This window comes from Cetobacterium sp., from assembly GCF_051653945.1.
In the GTDB taxonomy this organism is placed as follows: Bacteria; Fusobacteriota; Fusobacteriia; order Fusobacteriales; family Fusobacteriaceae; genus Cetobacterium_A.
The window spans coordinates 1-17,313 of sequence record NZ_JBOFXD010000050.1; the positions used below are offsets into that span (position 1 = coordinate 1).

Here is a 17,313-nt window from a genome sequence, read left to right on the forward strand (position 1 = left end):
AAGAAAAGAAGGAAAAGATTCTAGCAACAGGTATAGACTTTATAAACTGTGCTGAACTTCACTTTGGAGAGGACAATATAAATAACTATGTTGGAGAGAGAATGTATATGGCTAGAAGAGGATATATATCTCCACTTTGGTCAAGAGAGATTACATTTAAACTTATGAAACAAGCTTGTGATGAGAACTGGCCAGTAGTTGTTCACGATTGTTCAAACCACACAAAATACTCAAGAGAGTTAAATAAAAACTCTAAACAAGGACAACCTTTTGGAAATACAACTTATGTTAGTGAGTTTGATAGATTCTTACCACATCTATTCTTAGCAACTTTAGAGGATGAGAATTTTGCATTTATCGAAGAAGCTGAGTTACCAGAAAACTTAAAGTTAGAAAACTGTTTAGACGAGATAGATTTTCTTATAGTTGATGATGAAGATGAGATGTATGAGGATTTCTTTGTTGAAGAGGATGAGGAAGAAGAGGAGTAGTATATACAGTTTCAAAATAATTTTTCAATTAGGAGGGTTATATGAGAAATAGGTTAAATACAAGTTATGGAATTTTAGGAGTATGTATTTTTCTTGGCCTTTGGATTTTAGGTTACACTTTAGGAGAGAGTTTTATAAAAACAAAAACAATGGACAGAGTTGTAACTGTAAAAGGATTAGCTGAAAAAGAGGTCATGGCTGATGTTGTTCTATGGCCAATTGATTTTAAAGTTGCTGGAAATGAACTTTCAGAAATTTATTCTAATTTAGAAAGAGATAATGGTGGAATTATTGAATTTTTAAAAGAGAATGGAATAGAAAGCAGTGAGATAACTATTTCAGCACCAACTATTGAAGACAAGATGCTATATCAATACGATAATAATGTTGCTGCTTTTAGATATGTAGCAACTCAAACAGTTACTGTTTATTCGACTAAAGTGGATAAGGTATATACTTTAACGAATAAAATTGGGGAACTTGTTAAGGAAAATATAGCTCTAGGAAATTCAAATCAATATGGAACTACAACTGACTATATCTATACAAAACTTAATGATTTAAAACCTGAGATGATTGAAATGGCTACTAAAAATGCCAGAGAGGTTGCTGAAAAATTTGCAAAAGATTCAAATAGTTCTTTAGGAAAGATTAAATCTGCAAATCAAGGACAGTTTACTATAACTAACAGAGATCAACACAATCCACAGATTAAAAATGTGAGAGTTGTTAGTACAATCGAATATTACCTAGTTGATTAAAAAATATACTATATTATATAGAAAAGGAGGCTCTATTGAAGCCTCCTTTTTATTTACTAATTTTATTATATAAGTTCCATTCCCTTTTTAACTTTAGTTATAGTCCCCTCATCTACAAAAATACTAGCTAAAGCAAAACCAAACTCAATAGATTTTCCAGCTCCTGAAGAAGTAATTAAGTTTCTATCGACTACAACATCTTTATGCTCATACTTTTCACTAGCCATCTCCTCTTTAACAGATGTGTGACAAGTAAATCTGTAATCTCCAATTAATCCATTTATTCCTAAAGTTGTCGGTCCACCACAAATAGCTCCAACAAATTTATCACTACTATTTAAATATTCTTTAACAATCTCAACAACTCTTGAGTCGCTTCTTAAGTTGACATATCCAGGGAATCCACCAGGTATAACAACCATTACTCCCTCTCCTATATTGATATCAGAAATATTTATATCAGCAACAACCTTTACTTTTTGAGCTGACTCAACTTCTAAAGTGTTTTCCATAGTAGATACAGTAACCACATTAAGTCCTGCTCTTCTTAAAACGTCTACTGGTGACATCGCTTCAATTAGTTCAAATCCATTAGCTAACATAACAAAAATTTTCTTGTTCATAAAACACCTCCGAAAAATAATTAACTTAATTATATCAGAAACATTAAAAAAACTCTAGGTTATATGATATAATCATAATATAAATGAAAAAAGGAATGATAACATGAAGGTAAATTATGAATTAGAAATGAAAAAAGGAATGATAACATGAAGGTAAATTATGAATTAGAAATGCAAAAAGAACTGGATAAGATAGGTCTTAACAGTGAAAAAAAACTTTTAATACACTCATGTTGTGCACCATGTAGTTGTGCTATACTTGAGTACCTAAAAACATATTTAAATATTGATATATATTTTTACAATCCCAACATAACAGAGAAAGAGGAATACATCACTAGATTAAATGAGCAATTTACATTTAATGATGCTATGGAATTTGGGATGACTATAGTGGAGGGAGAATATAGTCCAGGTAAAGATTTTATAGAAAAAATTAAAGGTTTTGAAAAGGAAAAAGAGGGCGGAGCTAGATGCTACAGATGTTATAAACTTAGAATGGAAGCTACTGCAAAAAAAGCTAAAGAGTTGGGATATGAATATTTTTCAACTGTTTTAAGTATAAGTCCTATGAAAAATGCTCAGTGGATAAATGAGATCGGAATTGAACTTGAAGAAAAGTATGGAGTTAAGTTTTTAAGAGGAGATTTTAAAAAGAAAAGTAGATACTTAAGAAGTGTAAATCTATCTAAAGAACATGAGTTATATAGACAGGACTACTGTGGGTGTATATATTCTAAACTTGAGAGAATGGAAAAAGAGAAAGAGAAGGAAAAAGAAAATGGAGAAACACAACAATAGAAGATTTTATTCTTTAAATGATTTTTTTAAAGATGAGTTTAAAGACAAGATATTTAAAGTGTCTTTAGATGGTGGCTTCACTTGTCCAAATAGAGATGGAAAAGTTGCTCACGGTGGATGTATATTTTGTAGTGACGCTGGAAGTGGAGAGTTTGCTGGAAATAGAAGAAAAAGTATAATAGAACAGATAGATGAACAGTTAGAGTTTTTAAAAGATAAAATTAAAGATAAGAAAGTAGTAGCTTATTTCCAAAACTTTACAAATACATATGGGGATGTAAGTTATTTAAGAGAGATATACTACGAAGCCCTAAATCACCCCAAAGTTTTAGGATTGGCAATAGGAACTAGACCTGATTGCATAGAGGATGATACTTTAGAACTTTTAAAAGAGATAAATGAAAAACATTTTTTCTGGATAGAGCTAGGTCTTCAAACAATTGATGATAAAGTTGCAAAAATAATAAATAGAGGTTATCCTCTTTCTACATATCTTGAAACATCTAAAAAATTAAAAGATAGTGGAATAAAGTTTGTTACACATATGATTGTTGGGTTACCTACAGAGGAGAGGGAAGATATTTTTAATACAGCCAAATGTATTGTTCAGTCTGGTGCTTGGGGAATAAAAATTCACTCCCTACACATTATAAAAGGGACTCCTTTAGAAAGATTATACAGAGATACGAACTTTAAAGTTTTTACTTTAGATGAGTATGTAGATATAGTAGTTACCATATTAAAATTTCTACCTGAGAAAATGGTTGTTCATAGAGTGACAGGGGATGGAAAAAAAGATGAAGTTGTTGAACCTAAATGGAGTTTAAATAAAAGGAAAGTTTTAAATGAAATTGAAAAAAAATTAAAAGAGAGAGAGAATATATAACGGAGGTTTTAAATTATGGGTGGAACACTTATAAAATTAAAAGAATTTCAAGAGAGCTTTACTAAAAATGAGAAAAAAATATCTCATTTTTTATTAGAGAATATGGATGAGATAAAAACAATCAATACATATGATTTGGCTGTAAAATGTGATGTGAGTCAGGCCTCAGTTGTTAGATTTGCTAAAAAACTTGGCTTTAAAGGTTTTCCAGAGTTTAAAATAGCTTTAGCTGGAGATTTAGCTATGAAAAACAATGAAAAAGAGATTCAAATAATCTATGATGAGATTAGTATCGAAGATAGTACTGAGATTTTAGCTAAGAAAGTTGTATATGAAAATATAAAAAGTGTAGAGGATACATATAAAGTTTTAAATTTTCAAGAGGTTGAAAAAGCTGTAGAAGCTATTGAAAATGCAAATAGAATATTTCTTCTAGGAGCTGGGTTCTCTGGAATAGTAGCAAGAGATTTTCAATATAAACTATGGGAGCTAGGAAAAAATGTTATATTTGAAACTGACCAACATATACAATTAACAAATGCTTCCACTGCTCAAGAAGGAGATCTTTTATTTGTAATATCTTATAGTGGGCAAACATTGGATATATACCAAAGTATTTTAGAATTTAAAGATAAAGGTGTTAAAGTAATCACATTAACTAAGGTAGCTACAAATCCTATAAAAGATATTGGAGATATATCTTTAACGACTATAGTTGAAAAAAGTAATTTAAGATCTACTTCTCTCTCCTCTAGAATGGCACAACTAACTGTTATTGATATTCTTTATATCAAATTAATTCAAAGAGATAGAGAGAAAGCTGATAAATTGATTGGAAATGCAGTGGAAAGTGTAAAAAAATATAAAATGTAAATATAATTCATTTTTACGAAACTTTTAAGAAAAAAAAATTCTAAAAAGATTGACTTTTACAAAAATAAATGGTAACTTTATTGTAGAATATGCAAATAATTCAAGGGAGTGATTTAGAATGAGAGTAATTATAACTGAGAAAAATATTGGGGACTGGGCAGCAGTTTATGTTGCAAAGAAAATATTAGCTGCAAAGCCTACTGCTGAAAAACCATTTGTATTAGGTTTACCAACTGGGGGAACACCTTTAGCAATGTATAAGAGATTAATTAAATTTTATCAAGATGGAATTATATCTTTTGAAAATGTAGTAACATTCAATATGGATGAGTATGTTGGATTATCTCCAGCTAACGATCAAAGTTATCACTACTATATGTATGAGAACTTCTTTAAACACATAGATGCAAAAGAGGAAAATATTAACATATTAAACGGACTGGCAACTGACTATAAAAAAGAGTGTGAAGATTATGAAGCTAAAATAAAGGCTATTGGTGGAATTGATCTATTTTTAGGAGGAATCGGACCTGATGGACATATTGCTTTCAATGAACCTGGATCATCTTTAAGTTCAAGAACTAGAGATAAAGAGTTAACTATGGATACAATAATTGCAAATGCTAGATTCTTCGGTGGAGATATAGATAGAGTTCCAAAGTTATCTTTAACTGTTGGAGTTGGAACTATTCTTGATGCAAAAGAAGTTTTAATAATGGTTAATGGGCATAATAAAGCAAGAGCATTGCATCACGCAGTTGAGCAAGGTGTAAATCATATGTGGACTATCAGTGCACTTCAATTACATCCAAAAGGAATTATTGTTTCTGATGAAGCTGCTTGTACAGAGTTAAAAGTTGGAACTTACAGATACTTTAAGGATATTGAAAAGAGTAATTTAGATACAGATTTATTAATAGAAGAGTTATATAAAAGTTGTGGAAAATAGGGAGATGAACTAGTAATGAAAGCTATTATAAATGGAGAATTATTTATAGGAAATAAGTTTTATACTGGAAAAGTTTTAATAATGGATGGAGAGAGAATAGTTGATATAATACCTCAAGAGGAGTTAGCAACTACTTATGAAAGTATTGAAACTATAGATGCTGAAAATGCATATGTAACTCCAGGATTTATAGATTTACAACTAAATGGTTGTGGAGGAGTTTTATTCAATGATAATATATCGTTAGAAACTTTAGAAACAATGCACAAAACGAACTTAAAATATGGATGTACTTCATTCACTCCAACACTTATTACAACTGGAGATGAAAGTATTGAAAAAGCTATTGAGTTAGTTAAAGGTATTGAAAATAAAGGCGAGTATGGAGTTGTTGGATTACATATTGAAGGACCATATATCTCTTTACAAAAGAAGGGGATTCATAATCCTAAGTTTATAAGAAAAGCTGATGAAGCTATGATAGATAAAATGGTAGAAGCTGGAAAAGAAAATGTAAGAATAGTTACATTAGCTCCAGAAAATACAGATAAAAAAATAATTTCGAAACTAAACGCAGCTGGAATACATGTAGCAGTAGGGCATTCTAACGCCACTTATGAGCAAGTGAAAGAAAAAGAAGGTTTCGGAATAACTCTTGCAACTCATCTATACAATGGAATGTCATCTTTCAATCACAGAGAACCTGGAGTTGTAGGTGCTGTATTTGATAGTGATATTAAAGCTGGAGTAATTGCTGATGGATTCCACTGTCATTATTCTGCTATAAAATCAGCTATTAAAGTTATGGGAGAAAGATTATATTTAGTCACTGATGCTGTTGCTCCTGTTGGAACAGATATGGAGTATTTCTACTTCGAAGGAAACAAAGTTTTCTATAAGGATGGAAAATGTTTTGGAGAGGATGGAACTTTAGGTGGTTCTGCATTAACTATGGATGCTGGAGTTAGAAACTTAGTTAAATATTGTGATATAACTTTAGAAGAAGCTGTGAGAATGGCAACTTTGTATCCTGCAAAAGCTGTAAATATTGATAATGAGTACGGAAAGCTACAACCTGGATGTTTTGCTGATATCGTATTTTTAGACAAGCATTTAAATCTTAAAAAAGTTATTGCAAAAGGAAAGTTAGTATAGTTTGATAAGGGGTAGATTATTCTACCTCTATTTTTATATAAATTATAAAAAAGAAAAAATAATTTTTCACCGAATAAACTTATATAAAATAGTGTCTTGATTTTAGGAAACACTTTTTAAGGAGGGCAGAAAATTATGAAAAGGAAATGGATTTTAAAAGGTATTTTTTTAGGAAGTGTGTTCTTCATATCTATACTACTTATAAAACCTGTTGGGATTTCAACACAGTTTAGTGTTGCATCTGGAATGATTCAAACAATATTTCAAGAGGGTATAATTTTTAAAGAGGGTGCTGAATTTTATAGTTTAATCGATTATTACAATCAAGATGGAATTGCTAAAAGTATAGTAACTCCATATAACTACGGAATTATATTTGTTGTCGGTGTTTTTTTAGGAGGTATGCTCGGTAGAATATTTTTTAGGAAAAAAGAGGAGTTTATACAAAAGGAGAGTTTACTAGAAAAAGATGAAATATCTAGAGTTAAACTTTTTCTAGGTGGAGTACTTTTACTTTTCGGAGCTAGAATGGCTGGTGGATGTACAAGTGGACATATGATGAGTGGAGTTATGCAACTATCTGTCAGTAGTATTATTTTTACGATAGTTTTATTCCCTATAGCTGTAATTGTTGCTAAAAGGATAGGTGATTAATGTGAGAAATCTATTTTTTGATAATGTACCACTTTTAGGATTGATATTAGGTTTACTTTTTGGATTAGCACTATATTATGCTGGAGCAACAAATAGAGTTGTTATATCTAAAATGTTAAAACTTCAAGATTTAACTCTTATGAAAATAATTGTCTTTGCTATAGGATTTAGTATGGCTCTTTTATATTTAAGTGTAGCTTTAAATTTAATTCCTTTGGATCACTTCAGTATTAAGCCTATGAATTTTGGAGTGATACTAGGAAGTGCGATTTTAGCTTTAGGTTTTGGAATGATTGGACTTTGTCCTGGAACTGCAGTAGCAAGTTTTGGAGCAGGATATTTAAAAAGTATATATGTGCTTTTAGGTGGTTTAGTTGGAGCGTTTTTATTTACACTTTCTTATCCCGTATTTAATAGTATCGGACTTTTTAAAAATCTTCTTGGTGGGAAAACTACTTTACTGTTTTTATCTGAAAAATATAATTTTCTTATACACGGAACACCTTGGATAGGGGTATTTATAGGAATTGTTTTAATTGCAATATCTCTAGCCATTCCATACTCATTATCTGAGGATGAGAAAAAATAAAATAAAGGTATAGAGTTTTAAAACTCTATACCTTTTATAATTTTAGGAAGTATGTTTACTATATCAGTTGGAGTTATACAGTAGTAATTTTCTGAAAAATGCTCTCCACTTTTTCCATGTATATATGCTCCAAATAAAGTTGCATCTAGAGGGGAATATTTTTGACTTATAAAAGATCCAATTATCCCACTTAAAACATCCCCCATTCCCCCAGTTGCCATAACACTATTTCCTGTTGTATTTATAAAGATATTTTCTCCATCAGTAATTAAAGTTTTATGGTCTTTTAAAAGTAATATACAACTATACTTTTGGGCAAACTCTTTTGCTATAGCTACTCTATTTACTTTTATGTATTCTATATCTAAATTTGTAAGTCTTGAAAACTCCCCGTAGTGAGGTGTTAAAATTGTGGGGTAAGTTCTATTTTTTAAAAAATCTAGATTACTATTTTTAGCTAACATTGTCAATCCATCTGCATCAATAACTATAGGTTTTGGGAAATTTAAAAGTAGCTCTTTTAAAAGGTACTCATTTTTTTGATTTATTCCAAATCCACTTCCAAAAACTATGCACGAGAATCTTTCTAAATTATCTAATATGTTTATCTCATCTAAATTAACTATCATAACCTCGTTTAGTTTTATAGAAAAAATATCAAAAGTTTCACGATAACTTCCTAAAGTTGTAAGTCCTGAACCAGATTTTACAGCTCCCATACTTGCAAAAAAACCAGCTCCTACCATTCCAGAACTTCCACATAAAATCAGAGTATGGCCAAAATCTCCTTTATATGATTCTAACTCTCTAGGTCTATATATATCTTTTGCATAATCCAAATCTATAATAATCATATAAAAACCTCCTTAAATTACTCGGAATAATAATTATTTTTAATTTGTTAAAAATAAACTACATATAATGTTAATTATATGTAGTTTTGTTTCGAAAATAACAGTTATTTACATTAAAATTATTTGTAGTATTCAGTAATATATCTTTAAAATAGAATTTAAAAGTCATCATCCATAGATTGCACAGGTATTTTATCAAGGACCTTCTTTTCAATTAATGATTTTGCATTTATATAAACTTCAGTAACTTTTGTATCTGAGTGACCTAAAAAATCTCTAATCTCTATTAAATCTGCTCCATTTAACGAAAGTTCAGTTGCAATAGCATGACGAATATTATGTGGACTAATATCCTTATTTATAACTTGTCCCATTTCTTGAACAACATTATATAGAGCTCTATATGATAAAGGTCTGTTTTTTTCAAAGGAACTACAGAAAAGATATCTCTCTTCTAGCTCCTCTTCGTCCATCCCATATACATTAATTAAGTAATTTTTATAGTCTGCAATTTTATTTATCAGAAAATTATGTAGTGGTTTATACTGCTCTCTTCCACTTTTTGTTTTTTCTAATTTTACAAAATACTCTCCATTTCTTTTTAGTATATGTTTAAACTGTAAAGATAGTAACTCCTGACTTCTCATCCCTGTATAAAAAAGCGTATGTAGAATAAGAGTGTTTCGATACTCCTTCTCTCCATTAACTTTATAGTTTTTCAATATCTCTTTTATATCATCAAAAGATACCTTTAATATATTGTCCAAATTTCTTGCTGTTTTAAAAAGTCCAATATATTTAAATGGATTATCATATCCATTTTTTTCCAACTCTTTATAAAGAGATTTCAAAGATGATATAACTTTATTTACAGATGTTTTTTTCATCTCCCGCTCATTCAGAAGATGAGATAAATAATCCTCTATATCACTTTTTTCTATTCCAGTCATAAGCTCAATTATTTCATCTCCCTCTATTGGAGAATCTCCATCATAAACATAAGTTAAAAAATCCTTTAGATAGAAAAAATAATCTTTCATTGTTTTTGGAGATTTGTATATTTCAAATATACTTTTTTTCTCCTCTTTGCCTTTTCTCTTTCTACGTTGGGTACTTATTTCATGTTTTTCTTTAATAACTATCTCGTTCAATGCCCCTCCTAAAAAAGTCCTATCATTTTATTTATGGAAATTAATAGAGAACTATATAACATCATCTCTTTCAATCTCTCTAACTTCACACGGAACCATATCCTCTAAAGTCAACTTACCAAAAGTTTCTCTTTTTAAATATGTAACTTCATTTCCAACAGCTTTTAGCATTTTCTTAACTTGATGAAACTTTCCCTCTTTTATATTTAAAAGTATCTCTTTAGAATTTACAATCTCCGCTTTTGCAGGTTGAGTTATATATCCACCAATATCCACTCCAGCTTCAAGTTTTTCAATCTCTCCCTCTCCAATATCATCTCTTAGAGAAACACGATATATTTTGTCCACATGTTTTTTAGGAGATGTCAACTCATGTGCCAATTTACCATCATTTGTAAAAAAAAGTAATCCTTCAGTATCTTTATCTAATCTCCCTACAGGAAATAGGTCTTTTTTATTTACCCATTCAGGCAGTAGTTCCATTACTGTTTTTTCCTTTTTATCTTCAGTAGCAGTTATATACCCATCTATTTTATATAGCTTATAATATCTAAACTCTTTATATATAACTCTTCTACCCTTATATTCTACCACTGTATTTTTCTCATCTATATTTTTATTATTATCTTTACAGATACATCCATCTATAGTTATTTCAGCAGAAGATATCAGTTTCTTTACCTCGCTTCTGCTTCCAATTCCACACTCTACTAAAAATTTATCTAATCTCAATTTTAATCCTCCTAAATAGTAATAATATAATTATAGTTCTTATGAATTATAAAATCAAGTTTTATAATTTATAATTTATTTTTTTAACTAGTTTTTTATATGTCTACTTTTTTTAAATAAGTTATAATATCAAATTACAAATTTAAAAAAATAATAATTTTTTTAAATTTTTAGTTGTTCAACTAATTAAAGTTGTGTTATAATAAATAGCAAATATTTAAATTCTTATTTTTCAGGAGGGTATACAAAAATGGTTGATTTCAAAAAAATTGATTTAATGATCGAATACATCGAAGAGGGAACTATTCCAGAGGGTAAGAGTTTCAATGAATTTGCAATAGACTTTTATCTTGAAACAAAAACTTTAACTTTATCAAAATACTTAAGATTAAAGGATAGAAGTTCAAAGTTACCTAAAATTATGAATACTAAAAAAGCTGGAGAGGTTCTTTTTGAAACGGAAAAAAATGATGAAATAAAGTCATTCTTATCTAGAAAAGGATTTAAAACTCTTCCAGAACTTAACTATACAGCAGTAATGCTTCTTAGAAAAGTAGATCTTTTTGCAAACTGGCAAAAACTTGTTTTCTTTTTCGAAGGAGGAAGAACAATACAGGAGATTAACAGTTCACTTAAAAAAGAGTTACTACCTATGGAAGTTGAAAAGCTAGAAAGATTTGTAAAAGAGGAGCTTCGTCTAAATGACCAAGAACTTAACTGGTTTTTAGGAAAGATGGAAAAAGTCGAAAAAGATAAAGCTTTATATAGAGCTATAAGAAAACTTACTAAATAGGGAGAACAAAATTATGAAAAAATTATTATGTGGATTTTTATTACTTTCATCTATGACATTTTCAGCAGAAGTTTCTAGAAAAGAAGCAGATGCGTTAAAAGATAGATTAAAGATGTATACTACAGGATACCAAAACAGAGCTTTTACTATGAAAAATCACTTAGGAAAAAGAGAACTTGTAATAGACTCTAAATTGAGAGATTTACCTCAAACTTCAAGAACTGCTTTTGGGGATAACAAGTACAATAGAAATAGTGATTGGGAAATGAATAGAGAGAAGAGAGGGATTCAATACTTCTCAGTTCCTGGAACAGCTAGAAGAAAAGCTGTACAAAAAATAGATGGAAAATATGTTGTATTCTTCTACAACGCTATTGGTAAAAATGATAATATGGTTGAAGATACATTAGAAGATGTAAAAAAGGCATTAGAAAGAAACTAATCGCCATAATATGTATATATAAAAAGACACAGAAAATTCTGTGTCTTTTTTTTAATCTATTAAACTTATAAGTAACTCAATCTCTTCTTTCCAAATAGTTTCATCTATTGTTTCCATAACTATAGGAATATTTCTAAATCTATCGTCATTCATGAACTTTTTAAAGAAATCCATACCAAGAGTTCCCTCTCCTATACTGTGATGTCTATCTTTTTTACTTCCTACTCCAAACATAGAATCATTTAAGTGTATCCCCTTCAGATATTTAAATCCAACAATATTTTCAAAAGCATCCATAGTTGTATTATACTCCTCCTCTGTTGAAAGAGCATAACCAGCTGCTACTGTATGACATGTATCTAAACAAACACCTATTCTACTTTTATCTTCAATAAGGTTTATTATATCTCTTAAATGTTCAAACTTATAACCCATATTTGACCCTTGTCCCGCTGTGTTTTCTAAAACAACTATAACATTTGGAACAGCTTTATGTGCCTTATTTATTGAATCAGCTATAAGTTTTACACACTCATCTTCACTTATCTCTTTTAGATGACTTCCTGGGTGAGTGTTCAGATATATAAGTCCCAATTGATTTACTCTTTCCATCTCATCTAAAAAAGCATTTAGTGATTTCTCTCTTTTTTCCTCATCAGGACTTCCTAAATTTATAAGATATCCATCATGTGGTAAAATTTGCTCTGGAGTGAACTTATATCTTCTCATAGCATCTTTAAACTCTAAAATCTCATCCTCTGTATATGGTTTTGCATCCCATCTTCTCTGATTTTTAACGAACATTCCAAATCCATTTGCTCCTATAGCCATTGCATTTTTAAAAGCGTTAGCTACTCCACCTTGTATAGATACATGAGCACCTAAATATGTATTTTTAATTTTTTCCTCTCTTGTCATATATACACCTCTATCTAAATTGATTGTTATTTTACTATTCGTATATAGTATAACATAATCTATACTTTTTGAATAGACAATGTAATGAAAATACTTTCTTGAAATATATTGAAATACTAAAGATATCGTTATAAAATAAGATATCAAAAGATTTAGGAGGAGATATGATTAAGATACTTTCTTGTACAAAGGAAAAAGATAGTTGGATTGTTGAAGTAGAGTCACATAATCTATATATAGATGGTAAAGGTGGACAGATAGGAGATCAAGGTTATATAGGGGATACAAAATTTCTAACTGTTATAGATGATAAAAAAATTATAGTTGAAAATGAAATTGCTCCAGATGAATATACATATACTGTAGATACTAATAGAGTTTTTGATATTGGGGTACAACATACAGCTCAACATCTTTTCTCTGCTATAGCATATAATGACTACGGGTTAAATACTGTTGGATTTAGAATGACTGAAACTTATACAACAGTGGATTTAGATTCTAAAGATTTGGATGAAGAGTTTGTAGAGGAATTGGAAAGAAAAATTAATAGTGCTATAGGAGAGGGGAGGGCTATCTTAGAAAAAATAGTTACTAGAGATGAAGCTAACTCTATCGATACATTTAGAAAAAAAATAAGTGATAAAGTTATCGGTGATGTCAGAGTTATAACAATAGATAATATTGATACAAGTGCTTGTGCTGGGTACCATGTATCTGACATATCAGAGATTAGAGTGTTTAAAATTGTAAGTTTTGAAAAAATTAAAGGAAATTATACTAGATTCTATTTTTTAAGTGGAGAGAGAGCCATTGAAGATTTTGTTAAGAAGAATAAAACTATCAAAGAGCTAAATCGAATATTTAGTTGTAGAGATAACGAGATAATCTCTATGGTAGAAAAATTTAATAACGAAAAAAAAGAGGTTGAAAATAGATTTAAAGAACTTAATTTAAAATATTGTAATTTTTTATCTACCGAGTTATTAAGTTCAGCTATTGAAAAGGATGGAAAGAAATATATCGTATATAGAGATGATAAGGATACAATAACAAACTTAAATAAAATTATACCAGGAGATTATATTTTTATAGGTATTTGGGAAGATGCTGGATTAATATCTAGTAAAACTATTGATTGTGGGGAACTATTAAAGGAGTTTTCTAAAGTACTAAACATAAAAGGTGGAGGAAAAGGAGAGAGAGCAAACTTTAAAGGTGATGTTTCAGTAGCGGAGATTACAAATATATTGTAAAAGTATGAAATATCTGTTATAATGGAAATTAGGTATTTATTAGTAACAATGGAGGAAATATGTCAAATAAAATAAATTTACTTAATTTAAACGAACAAGAGCTTACAGATTTTATAGTTTCTTTAGGAATGAAGAAATTTTACGGAAAACAAATATTTACATGGTTAAATCAAAAAATAGTTAGAGATATTAACGATATGACAAACATATCATTAAAGGATAGAGAATTACTTTCTGAGAAAGCATACATCCCTTTCTTAAACCTATTAAAGCACCAAGTTTCTAAAATAGATAAAACTGAAAAGTTTTTATTTAAATTAGAAGATGGAAATACAATTGAAAGTGTTATCTTAAGACACAAAGAGAGAACAACTCTTTGCATCTCATCTCAAGTTGGATGTGCTGTTAAGTGCGGATTCTGTGCTACAGGTCTTGGTGGATTTACAAGAAACTTAGATGTACATGAGATTACAAATCAGTTCTACACAATTGAAAGAAGACTATTAAAGCAAGGATTACAAATTAATAACATTGTATTCATGGGTATGGGAGAGCCAATGCTTAATATCAATAATGTTATTAAAGCTATTGATATCTTATCAAGTGAAAAAGGTGTTAATGTTTCTAAGAGAAGAATCACAATTTCAACTTCTGGAATAATTCCTGGAATTGAAAAATTATTAGAAGAGAGAATCCCAGTAGAGTTAGCTATATCTTTACATAGTGCTATTGATGAAAAGAGAAGCGAATTAATGCCAATCAATACAAAATATCCATTACAGGATTTATTCCCAATATTACAAGAGTATCAAAGACAAACTAAAAGAAGAATCACTTTTGAGTATATCTTAATCAATGATTTCAATGTATCTGATAATGATATCGCTTACTTAGCTGATTTCGTTCACAACTTTGATCATATATTAAATCTTATTCCATGTAATCCAGTAGATGGAAAAGATTACCAAAGACCTTCTCAAAAGAAAATTGAAAAAATCTTTAATTACTTAAAAGATTTTAGAAAAGTAAATGTAACTGTTAGAGGAGAAAAGGGAACTGATATAGACGGTGCTTGTGGACAATTAAGACAAAAAAATCTAAAATAATTAAAATGGAGATATTTTATGAAATGGAAAATTCTTAAGTATGTTGCCATATTTATTGTATCTTTAGGCATTGTTGGAGGAATTGGAGCAAGTCTTTTAGTAAATAAATACTATAAAGAACTACCAAATGTTTCAGAGCTAGTTGAGAATTATAGTCCTCCTATTCCTACTACAATTTATGATAGAAATGGACAAGTAATTGATGTTATTTCAAAAGAAACAAGAGAACCTGTGGATATAGAACGTATACCACAAAATTTACAAAATGCTTTTATAGCCATAGAGGATAGACAGTTTTTATCGCACTATGGAATCGATCCATTTAGAATTTTGGGTTCTGCCATAGTCAACTTAAAGTCTGGAAGAGCAGCTCAGGGTGGAAGTACAATAACTCAGCAATTAGCTAGAAATGCTTTTCTATCTCATGAAAAAAAGTTCTCTAGAAAAATAAAAGAGATTATAATCACGTTTGAAATTGAAAGAAAGTATACAAAAGATGAAATAATGGAGAAGTATCTAAATGAAATCTATTTTGGTTCAGGTGCTTATGGTGTAAAAACAGCAGCTCATAACTTTTTTAGAAAAGATGTCAATGATGTTAATCTAGCTGAGTCTGCTCTTTTAGCAGGAATCCCAAATAGACCAAACATGTACAATCCAAGAACTAATCTTGAAAAATCTTTAGTTAGACAAAAACTTATATTAAAACAGATGCAAAAATTTGGCTTAATAACTGAAACTGAGTACAGTAATGCTTTAAATCATAAATTTGTAAATGAATCAAAAGCTTTATCAAAAGATTTCAAAGATGAAAACACAACGATAATTTATAATGCTCTTGATAAGAAGATAGAGTTTAATGCTCCAGATTTTACAGATTTAGTTCAGAAGTTTCTATTTGAAAATTTTGAAGAGAAACAGATTTATAACGATGGACTTCTTGTTCAAACTACTTTAGATTTAAACATTCAAAAAGTTGCTAAAGATAAATTTGAAAACTATCCACGTTTAAAAAATGATAAAAAACTTCAAGGTGCTATGATAACAATCGATGCTAAAAATGGAGAGGTTATAAGTATTATAGGTGGAAAAGACTTTAAAACTGGAAACTTCAATAGAGCTGTTCAAGCTAAGCGTCAGGTTGGGTCATCTTTCAAACCTTTCATCTATTATACAGCTTTAGAAAAAGGGTTTGAAGAAAACTTAGTTGTAGAGGATTCAAGAATTGTATTTGGAACTTGGGCTCCTAGAAACTTTGGAGAGAGATATTATAACGGTATGACATTGATGCAAGGTTTTGATAAATCTCAGAATATAGTTTCTATAAAACTTTTAAATAAAGTTGGAATCCCAGCTCTTATGGATACTATGAAGAAAATTGATGCTGGATTTGTTGTACCAAACAATTTAACAGCAGCTTTAGGAACAACTGAGGGAACTCCACTACAGGTAGCTCAATCATATGCAGTTTTTGCAAATGGTGGATATTCAATTAAACCATTCTATGTTATAAAGGTATCTGATAAGTTTGGAAATACTTTATATGAGGCTAAACCTCAAATAGAACAAAAATTTGAAAGTGCTGACATTGCCCTTATGACTAACATGATGAAAAACTCTGTTAAGCAAGGAACAAGTAGAAGTGCTCAAGTTAAAATAAACAATGTCCCTATTGAGCAGGGAGGAAAAACTGGTACTACCAATAACTCTAGAACAGTTTGGTATTCAGGTATGACTCCAGATTATGTTACAACAATATATGTTGGATATGACAATAATGATCCTTTATACAAAGCAACAGGAGGGGGAGTAGCAGCACCTCTTTGGAAAAATTTCTACCAAGAGATTATAGAAAAAGGTTACTACACTCCAACTACATTTACATTCCTAGATAACCATGTTAAAAATGGAGATTTAACTTATCAAGAGTTAGATCCTATATCTGGATTATTAAATGGTAGTCCTTCTGACAAAACTTTCCTATTGAGAAGAGGAAGAATTGCAGTGGAGAAAGACAGTAAATATACTAATGGTATTGCAGGTGTTCTTGGATACTATGTTCCTACTCAAGAGACAACTTCAAAAAGTGAAGCTATGTCTTCTGATGAGGTAACTGGTCCTCCAGTCACACAACAAGTTACTCAACCAGTGCAACAGCAGCAACAAAATCAACAAAAACCTCAACAACAAAAGAAAGAGGAGAAAAAAGGATTCTTCCAAAAATTGTTCAATTTCTAACTATACAAAAGGAGAGAGAAGTTAATTCTTCTCTCTCCTTT

The 17,313-nt window shown here is 29.8% G+C and carries 18 protein-coding genes and 1 pseudogene; 14 read left to right on the forward strand and 5 right to left on the reverse strand.

The window, feature by feature from the left end:
- Positions 1-491, forward strand: a pseudogene (locus ACRC8M_RS04800) (radical SAM protein); the annotation flags it as partial.
- Positions 492-532: 41 nt separating this feature from the next.
- On the forward strand, positions 533-1,252 hold the full coding sequence (locus ACRC8M_RS04805; protein ID WP_438528103.1) for an SIMPL domain-containing protein: 720 nt from the start codon (positions 533-535) through the stop codon (positions 1,250-1,252).
- A gap of 65 nt (positions 1,253-1,317) precedes the next feature.
- Here ACRC8M_RS04805 and ACRC8M_RS04810 read toward each other — a convergent pair whose 3' ends face one another.
- The gene (locus ACRC8M_RS04810) at positions 1,318-1,875 is read right to left on the reverse strand and encodes a DJ-1 family glyoxalase III (protein ID WP_438528104.1); all 558 of its coding nucleotides are present in this window, start codon (positions 1,873-1,875) and stop codon (positions 1,318-1,320) included.
- Between the two features lie 147 nt (positions 1,876-2,022).
- Between ACRC8M_RS04810 and ACRC8M_RS04815 the strand changes: the two genes are divergently transcribed.
- From ACRC8M_RS04815 to ACRC8M_RS04845, 7 genes are all read left to right on the forward strand, one after another.
- A complete protein-coding gene (locus ACRC8M_RS04815; protein WP_438528105.1) occupies positions 2,023-2,676 on the forward strand; it encodes an epoxyqueuosine reductase QueH in 654 nt (217 codons plus the stop codon).
- Positions 2,657-3,562, forward strand: a complete 906-nt coding sequence (locus ACRC8M_RS04820) for a TIGR01212 family radical SAM protein (RefSeq protein ID WP_438528106.1) — start codon at positions 2,657-2,659, stop codon at positions 3,560-3,562. Before ACRC8M_RS04815 ends, ACRC8M_RS04820 begins: the two co-directional genes overlap by 20 nt.
- Before the next feature lie 15 nt (positions 3,563-3,577).
- Positions 3,578-4,435 carry a MurR/RpiR family transcriptional regulator gene (locus tag ACRC8M_RS04825; protein WP_438528107.1) on the forward strand — a complete coding sequence of 286 codons (858 nt, stop codon included), beginning with the start codon at positions 3,578-3,580 and terminating at the stop codon, positions 4,433-4,435.
- 118 nt (positions 4,436-4,553) lie between these two features.
- Positions 4,554-5,384 (forward strand): glucosamine-6-phosphate deaminase, encoded by an 831-nt coding sequence (nagB, locus tag ACRC8M_RS04830; protein ID WP_438528108.1) that lies wholly within the window; start codon positions 4,554-4,556, stop codon positions 5,382-5,384.
- A gap of 15 nt (positions 5,385-5,399) precedes the next feature.
- Positions 5,400-6,539, forward strand: a complete 1,140-nt coding sequence (nagA, locus tag ACRC8M_RS04835; protein ID WP_438528109.1) for an N-acetylglucosamine-6-phosphate deacetylase — start codon at positions 5,400-5,402, stop codon at positions 6,537-6,539.
- Positions 6,540-6,674: 135 nt separating this feature from the next.
- On the forward strand, positions 6,675-7,193 hold the full coding sequence (locus ACRC8M_RS04840) for a YeeE/YedE thiosulfate transporter family protein (RefSeq protein WP_438528110.1): 519 nt from the start codon (positions 6,675-6,677) through the stop codon (positions 7,191-7,193).
- A gap of 1 nt (position 7,194) precedes the next feature.
- Positions 7,195-7,782: a YeeE/YedE thiosulfate transporter family protein gene (locus tag ACRC8M_RS04845; RefSeq protein WP_438528111.1), complete on the forward strand. Its 588-nt coding sequence runs from the start codon at positions 7,195-7,197 to the stop codon at positions 7,780-7,782.
- Positions 7,783-7,799: 17 nt separating this feature from the next.
- Here ACRC8M_RS04845 and ACRC8M_RS04850 read toward each other — a convergent pair whose 3' ends face one another.
- From ACRC8M_RS04850 to ACRC8M_RS04860, 3 genes are all read right to left on the reverse strand, one after another.
- Entirely contained in the window at positions 7,800-8,636 is an 837-nt protein-coding gene (locus ACRC8M_RS04850; protein ID WP_438528112.1) for an NAD(P)H-hydrate dehydratase, read from the reverse strand.
- Between the two features lie 158 nt (positions 8,637-8,794).
- Entirely contained in the window at positions 8,795-9,787 is a 993-nt protein-coding gene (locus ACRC8M_RS04855) for a tyrosine-type recombinase/integrase (protein ID WP_438528113.1), read from the reverse strand.
- A gap of 51 nt (positions 9,788-9,838) precedes the next feature.
- Positions 9,839-10,519 carry a pseudouridine synthase gene (locus ACRC8M_RS04860; protein WP_023050684.1) on the reverse strand — a complete coding sequence of 227 codons (681 nt, stop codon included), beginning with the start codon at positions 10,517-10,519 and terminating at the stop codon, positions 9,839-9,841.
- Positions 10,520-10,769: 250 nt separating this feature from the next.
- Here ACRC8M_RS04860 and ACRC8M_RS04865 point away from each other — a divergent pair, with 250 nt between their 5' ends.
- Positions 10,770-11,312, forward strand: a complete 543-nt coding sequence (locus ACRC8M_RS04865; protein ID WP_438528114.1) for a hypothetical protein — start codon at positions 10,770-10,772, stop codon at positions 11,310-11,312.
- A 13-nt stretch (positions 11,313-11,325) separates the two neighbouring features.
- Complete coding sequence (locus tag ACRC8M_RS04870) at positions 11,326-11,754, forward strand: hypothetical protein (protein WP_438528115.1); 429 nt, start codon at positions 11,326-11,328, stop codon at positions 11,752-11,754.
- Positions 11,755-11,805: 51 nt separating this feature from the next.
- On the opposite strand, the gene nfo is transcribed toward ACRC8M_RS04870, so the two are convergent.
- Positions 11,806-12,672 carry a deoxyribonuclease IV gene (gene nfo, locus ACRC8M_RS04875; RefSeq protein ID WP_438528116.1) on the reverse strand — a complete coding sequence of 289 codons (867 nt, stop codon included), beginning with the start codon at positions 12,670-12,672 and terminating at the stop codon, positions 11,806-11,808.
- 164 nt (positions 12,673-12,836) lie between these two features.
- Between nfo and ACRC8M_RS04880 the strand changes: the two genes are divergently transcribed.
- The 3 genes from ACRC8M_RS04880 to ACRC8M_RS04890 are packed head-to-tail and all read left to right on the forward strand — an operon-like array spanning position 12,837 to position 17,272.
- On the forward strand, positions 12,837-13,928 hold the full coding sequence (locus tag ACRC8M_RS04880; RefSeq protein ID WP_438528117.1) for an alanyl-tRNA editing protein: 1,092 nt from the start codon (positions 12,837-12,839) through the stop codon (positions 13,926-13,928).
- A 59-nt stretch (positions 13,929-13,987) separates the two neighbouring features.
- Complete coding sequence (rlmN, locus tag ACRC8M_RS04885) at positions 13,988-15,034, forward strand: 23S rRNA (adenine(2503)-C(2))-methyltransferase RlmN (RefSeq protein ID WP_438528118.1); 1,047 nt, start codon at positions 13,988-13,990, stop codon at positions 15,032-15,034.
- An 18-nt stretch (positions 15,035-15,052) separates the two neighbouring features.
- Entirely contained in the window at positions 15,053-17,272 is a 2,220-nt protein-coding gene (locus tag ACRC8M_RS04890) for a transglycosylase domain-containing protein (RefSeq protein ID WP_438528119.1), read from the forward strand.
- Positions 17,273-17,313: the final 41 nt, after the last annotated feature.

Bases quoted from the DNA above. Each gene is read 5' to 3' on its own strand.
- ACRC8M_RS04805 (WP_438528103.1), top strand. From the start codon at position 533: ATGAGAAATAGGTTAAATACAAGTTATGGAATTTTAGGAGTATGTATT.
- ACRC8M_RS04810 (WP_438528104.1), bottom strand. From the start codon at position 1,875: ATGAACAAGAAAATTTTTGTTATGTTAGCTAATGGATTTGAACTAATT.
- ACRC8M_RS04815 (WP_438528105.1), top strand. From the start codon at position 2,023: ATGAAGGTAAATTATGAATTAGAAATGCAAAAAGAACTGGATAAGATA.
- ACRC8M_RS04820 (WP_438528106.1), top strand. From the start codon at position 2,657: ATGGAGAAACACAACAATAGAAGATTTTATTCTTTAAATGATTTTTTT.
- ACRC8M_RS04825 (WP_438528107.1), top strand. From the start codon at position 3,578: ATGGGTGGAACACTTATAAAATTAAAAGAATTTCAAGAGAGCTTTACT.
- nagB (WP_438528108.1), top strand. From the start codon at position 4,554: ATGAGAGTAATTATAACTGAGAAAAATATTGGGGACTGGGCAGCAGTT.
- nagA (WP_438528109.1), top strand. From the start codon at position 5,400: ATGAAAGCTATTATAAATGGAGAATTATTTATAGGAAATAAGTTTTAT.
- ACRC8M_RS04840 (WP_438528110.1), top strand. From the start codon at position 6,675: ATGAAAAGGAAATGGATTTTAAAAGGTATTTTTTTAGGAAGTGTGTTC.
- ACRC8M_RS04850 (WP_438528112.1), bottom strand. From the start codon at position 8,636: ATGATTATTATAGATTTGGATTATGCAAAAGATATATATAGACCTAGA.
- ACRC8M_RS04865 (WP_438528114.1), top strand. From the start codon at position 10,770: ATGGTTGATTTCAAAAAAATTGATTTAATGATCGAATACATCGAAGAG.
- ACRC8M_RS04870 (WP_438528115.1), top strand. From the start codon at position 11,326: ATGAAAAAATTATTATGTGGATTTTTATTACTTTCATCTATGACATTT.
- nfo (WP_438528116.1), bottom strand. From the start codon at position 12,672: ATGACAAGAGAGGAAAAAATTAAAAATACATATTTAGGTGCTCATGTA.
- ACRC8M_RS04880 (WP_438528117.1), top strand. From the start codon at position 12,837: ATGATTAAGATACTTTCTTGTACAAAGGAAAAAGATAGTTGGATTGTT.
- rlmN (WP_438528118.1), top strand. From the start codon at position 13,988: ATGTCAAATAAAATAAATTTACTTAATTTAAACGAACAAGAGCTTACA.
- ACRC8M_RS04890 (WP_438528119.1), top strand. From the start codon at position 15,053: ATGAAATGGAAAATTCTTAAGTATGTTGCCATATTTATTGTATCTTTA.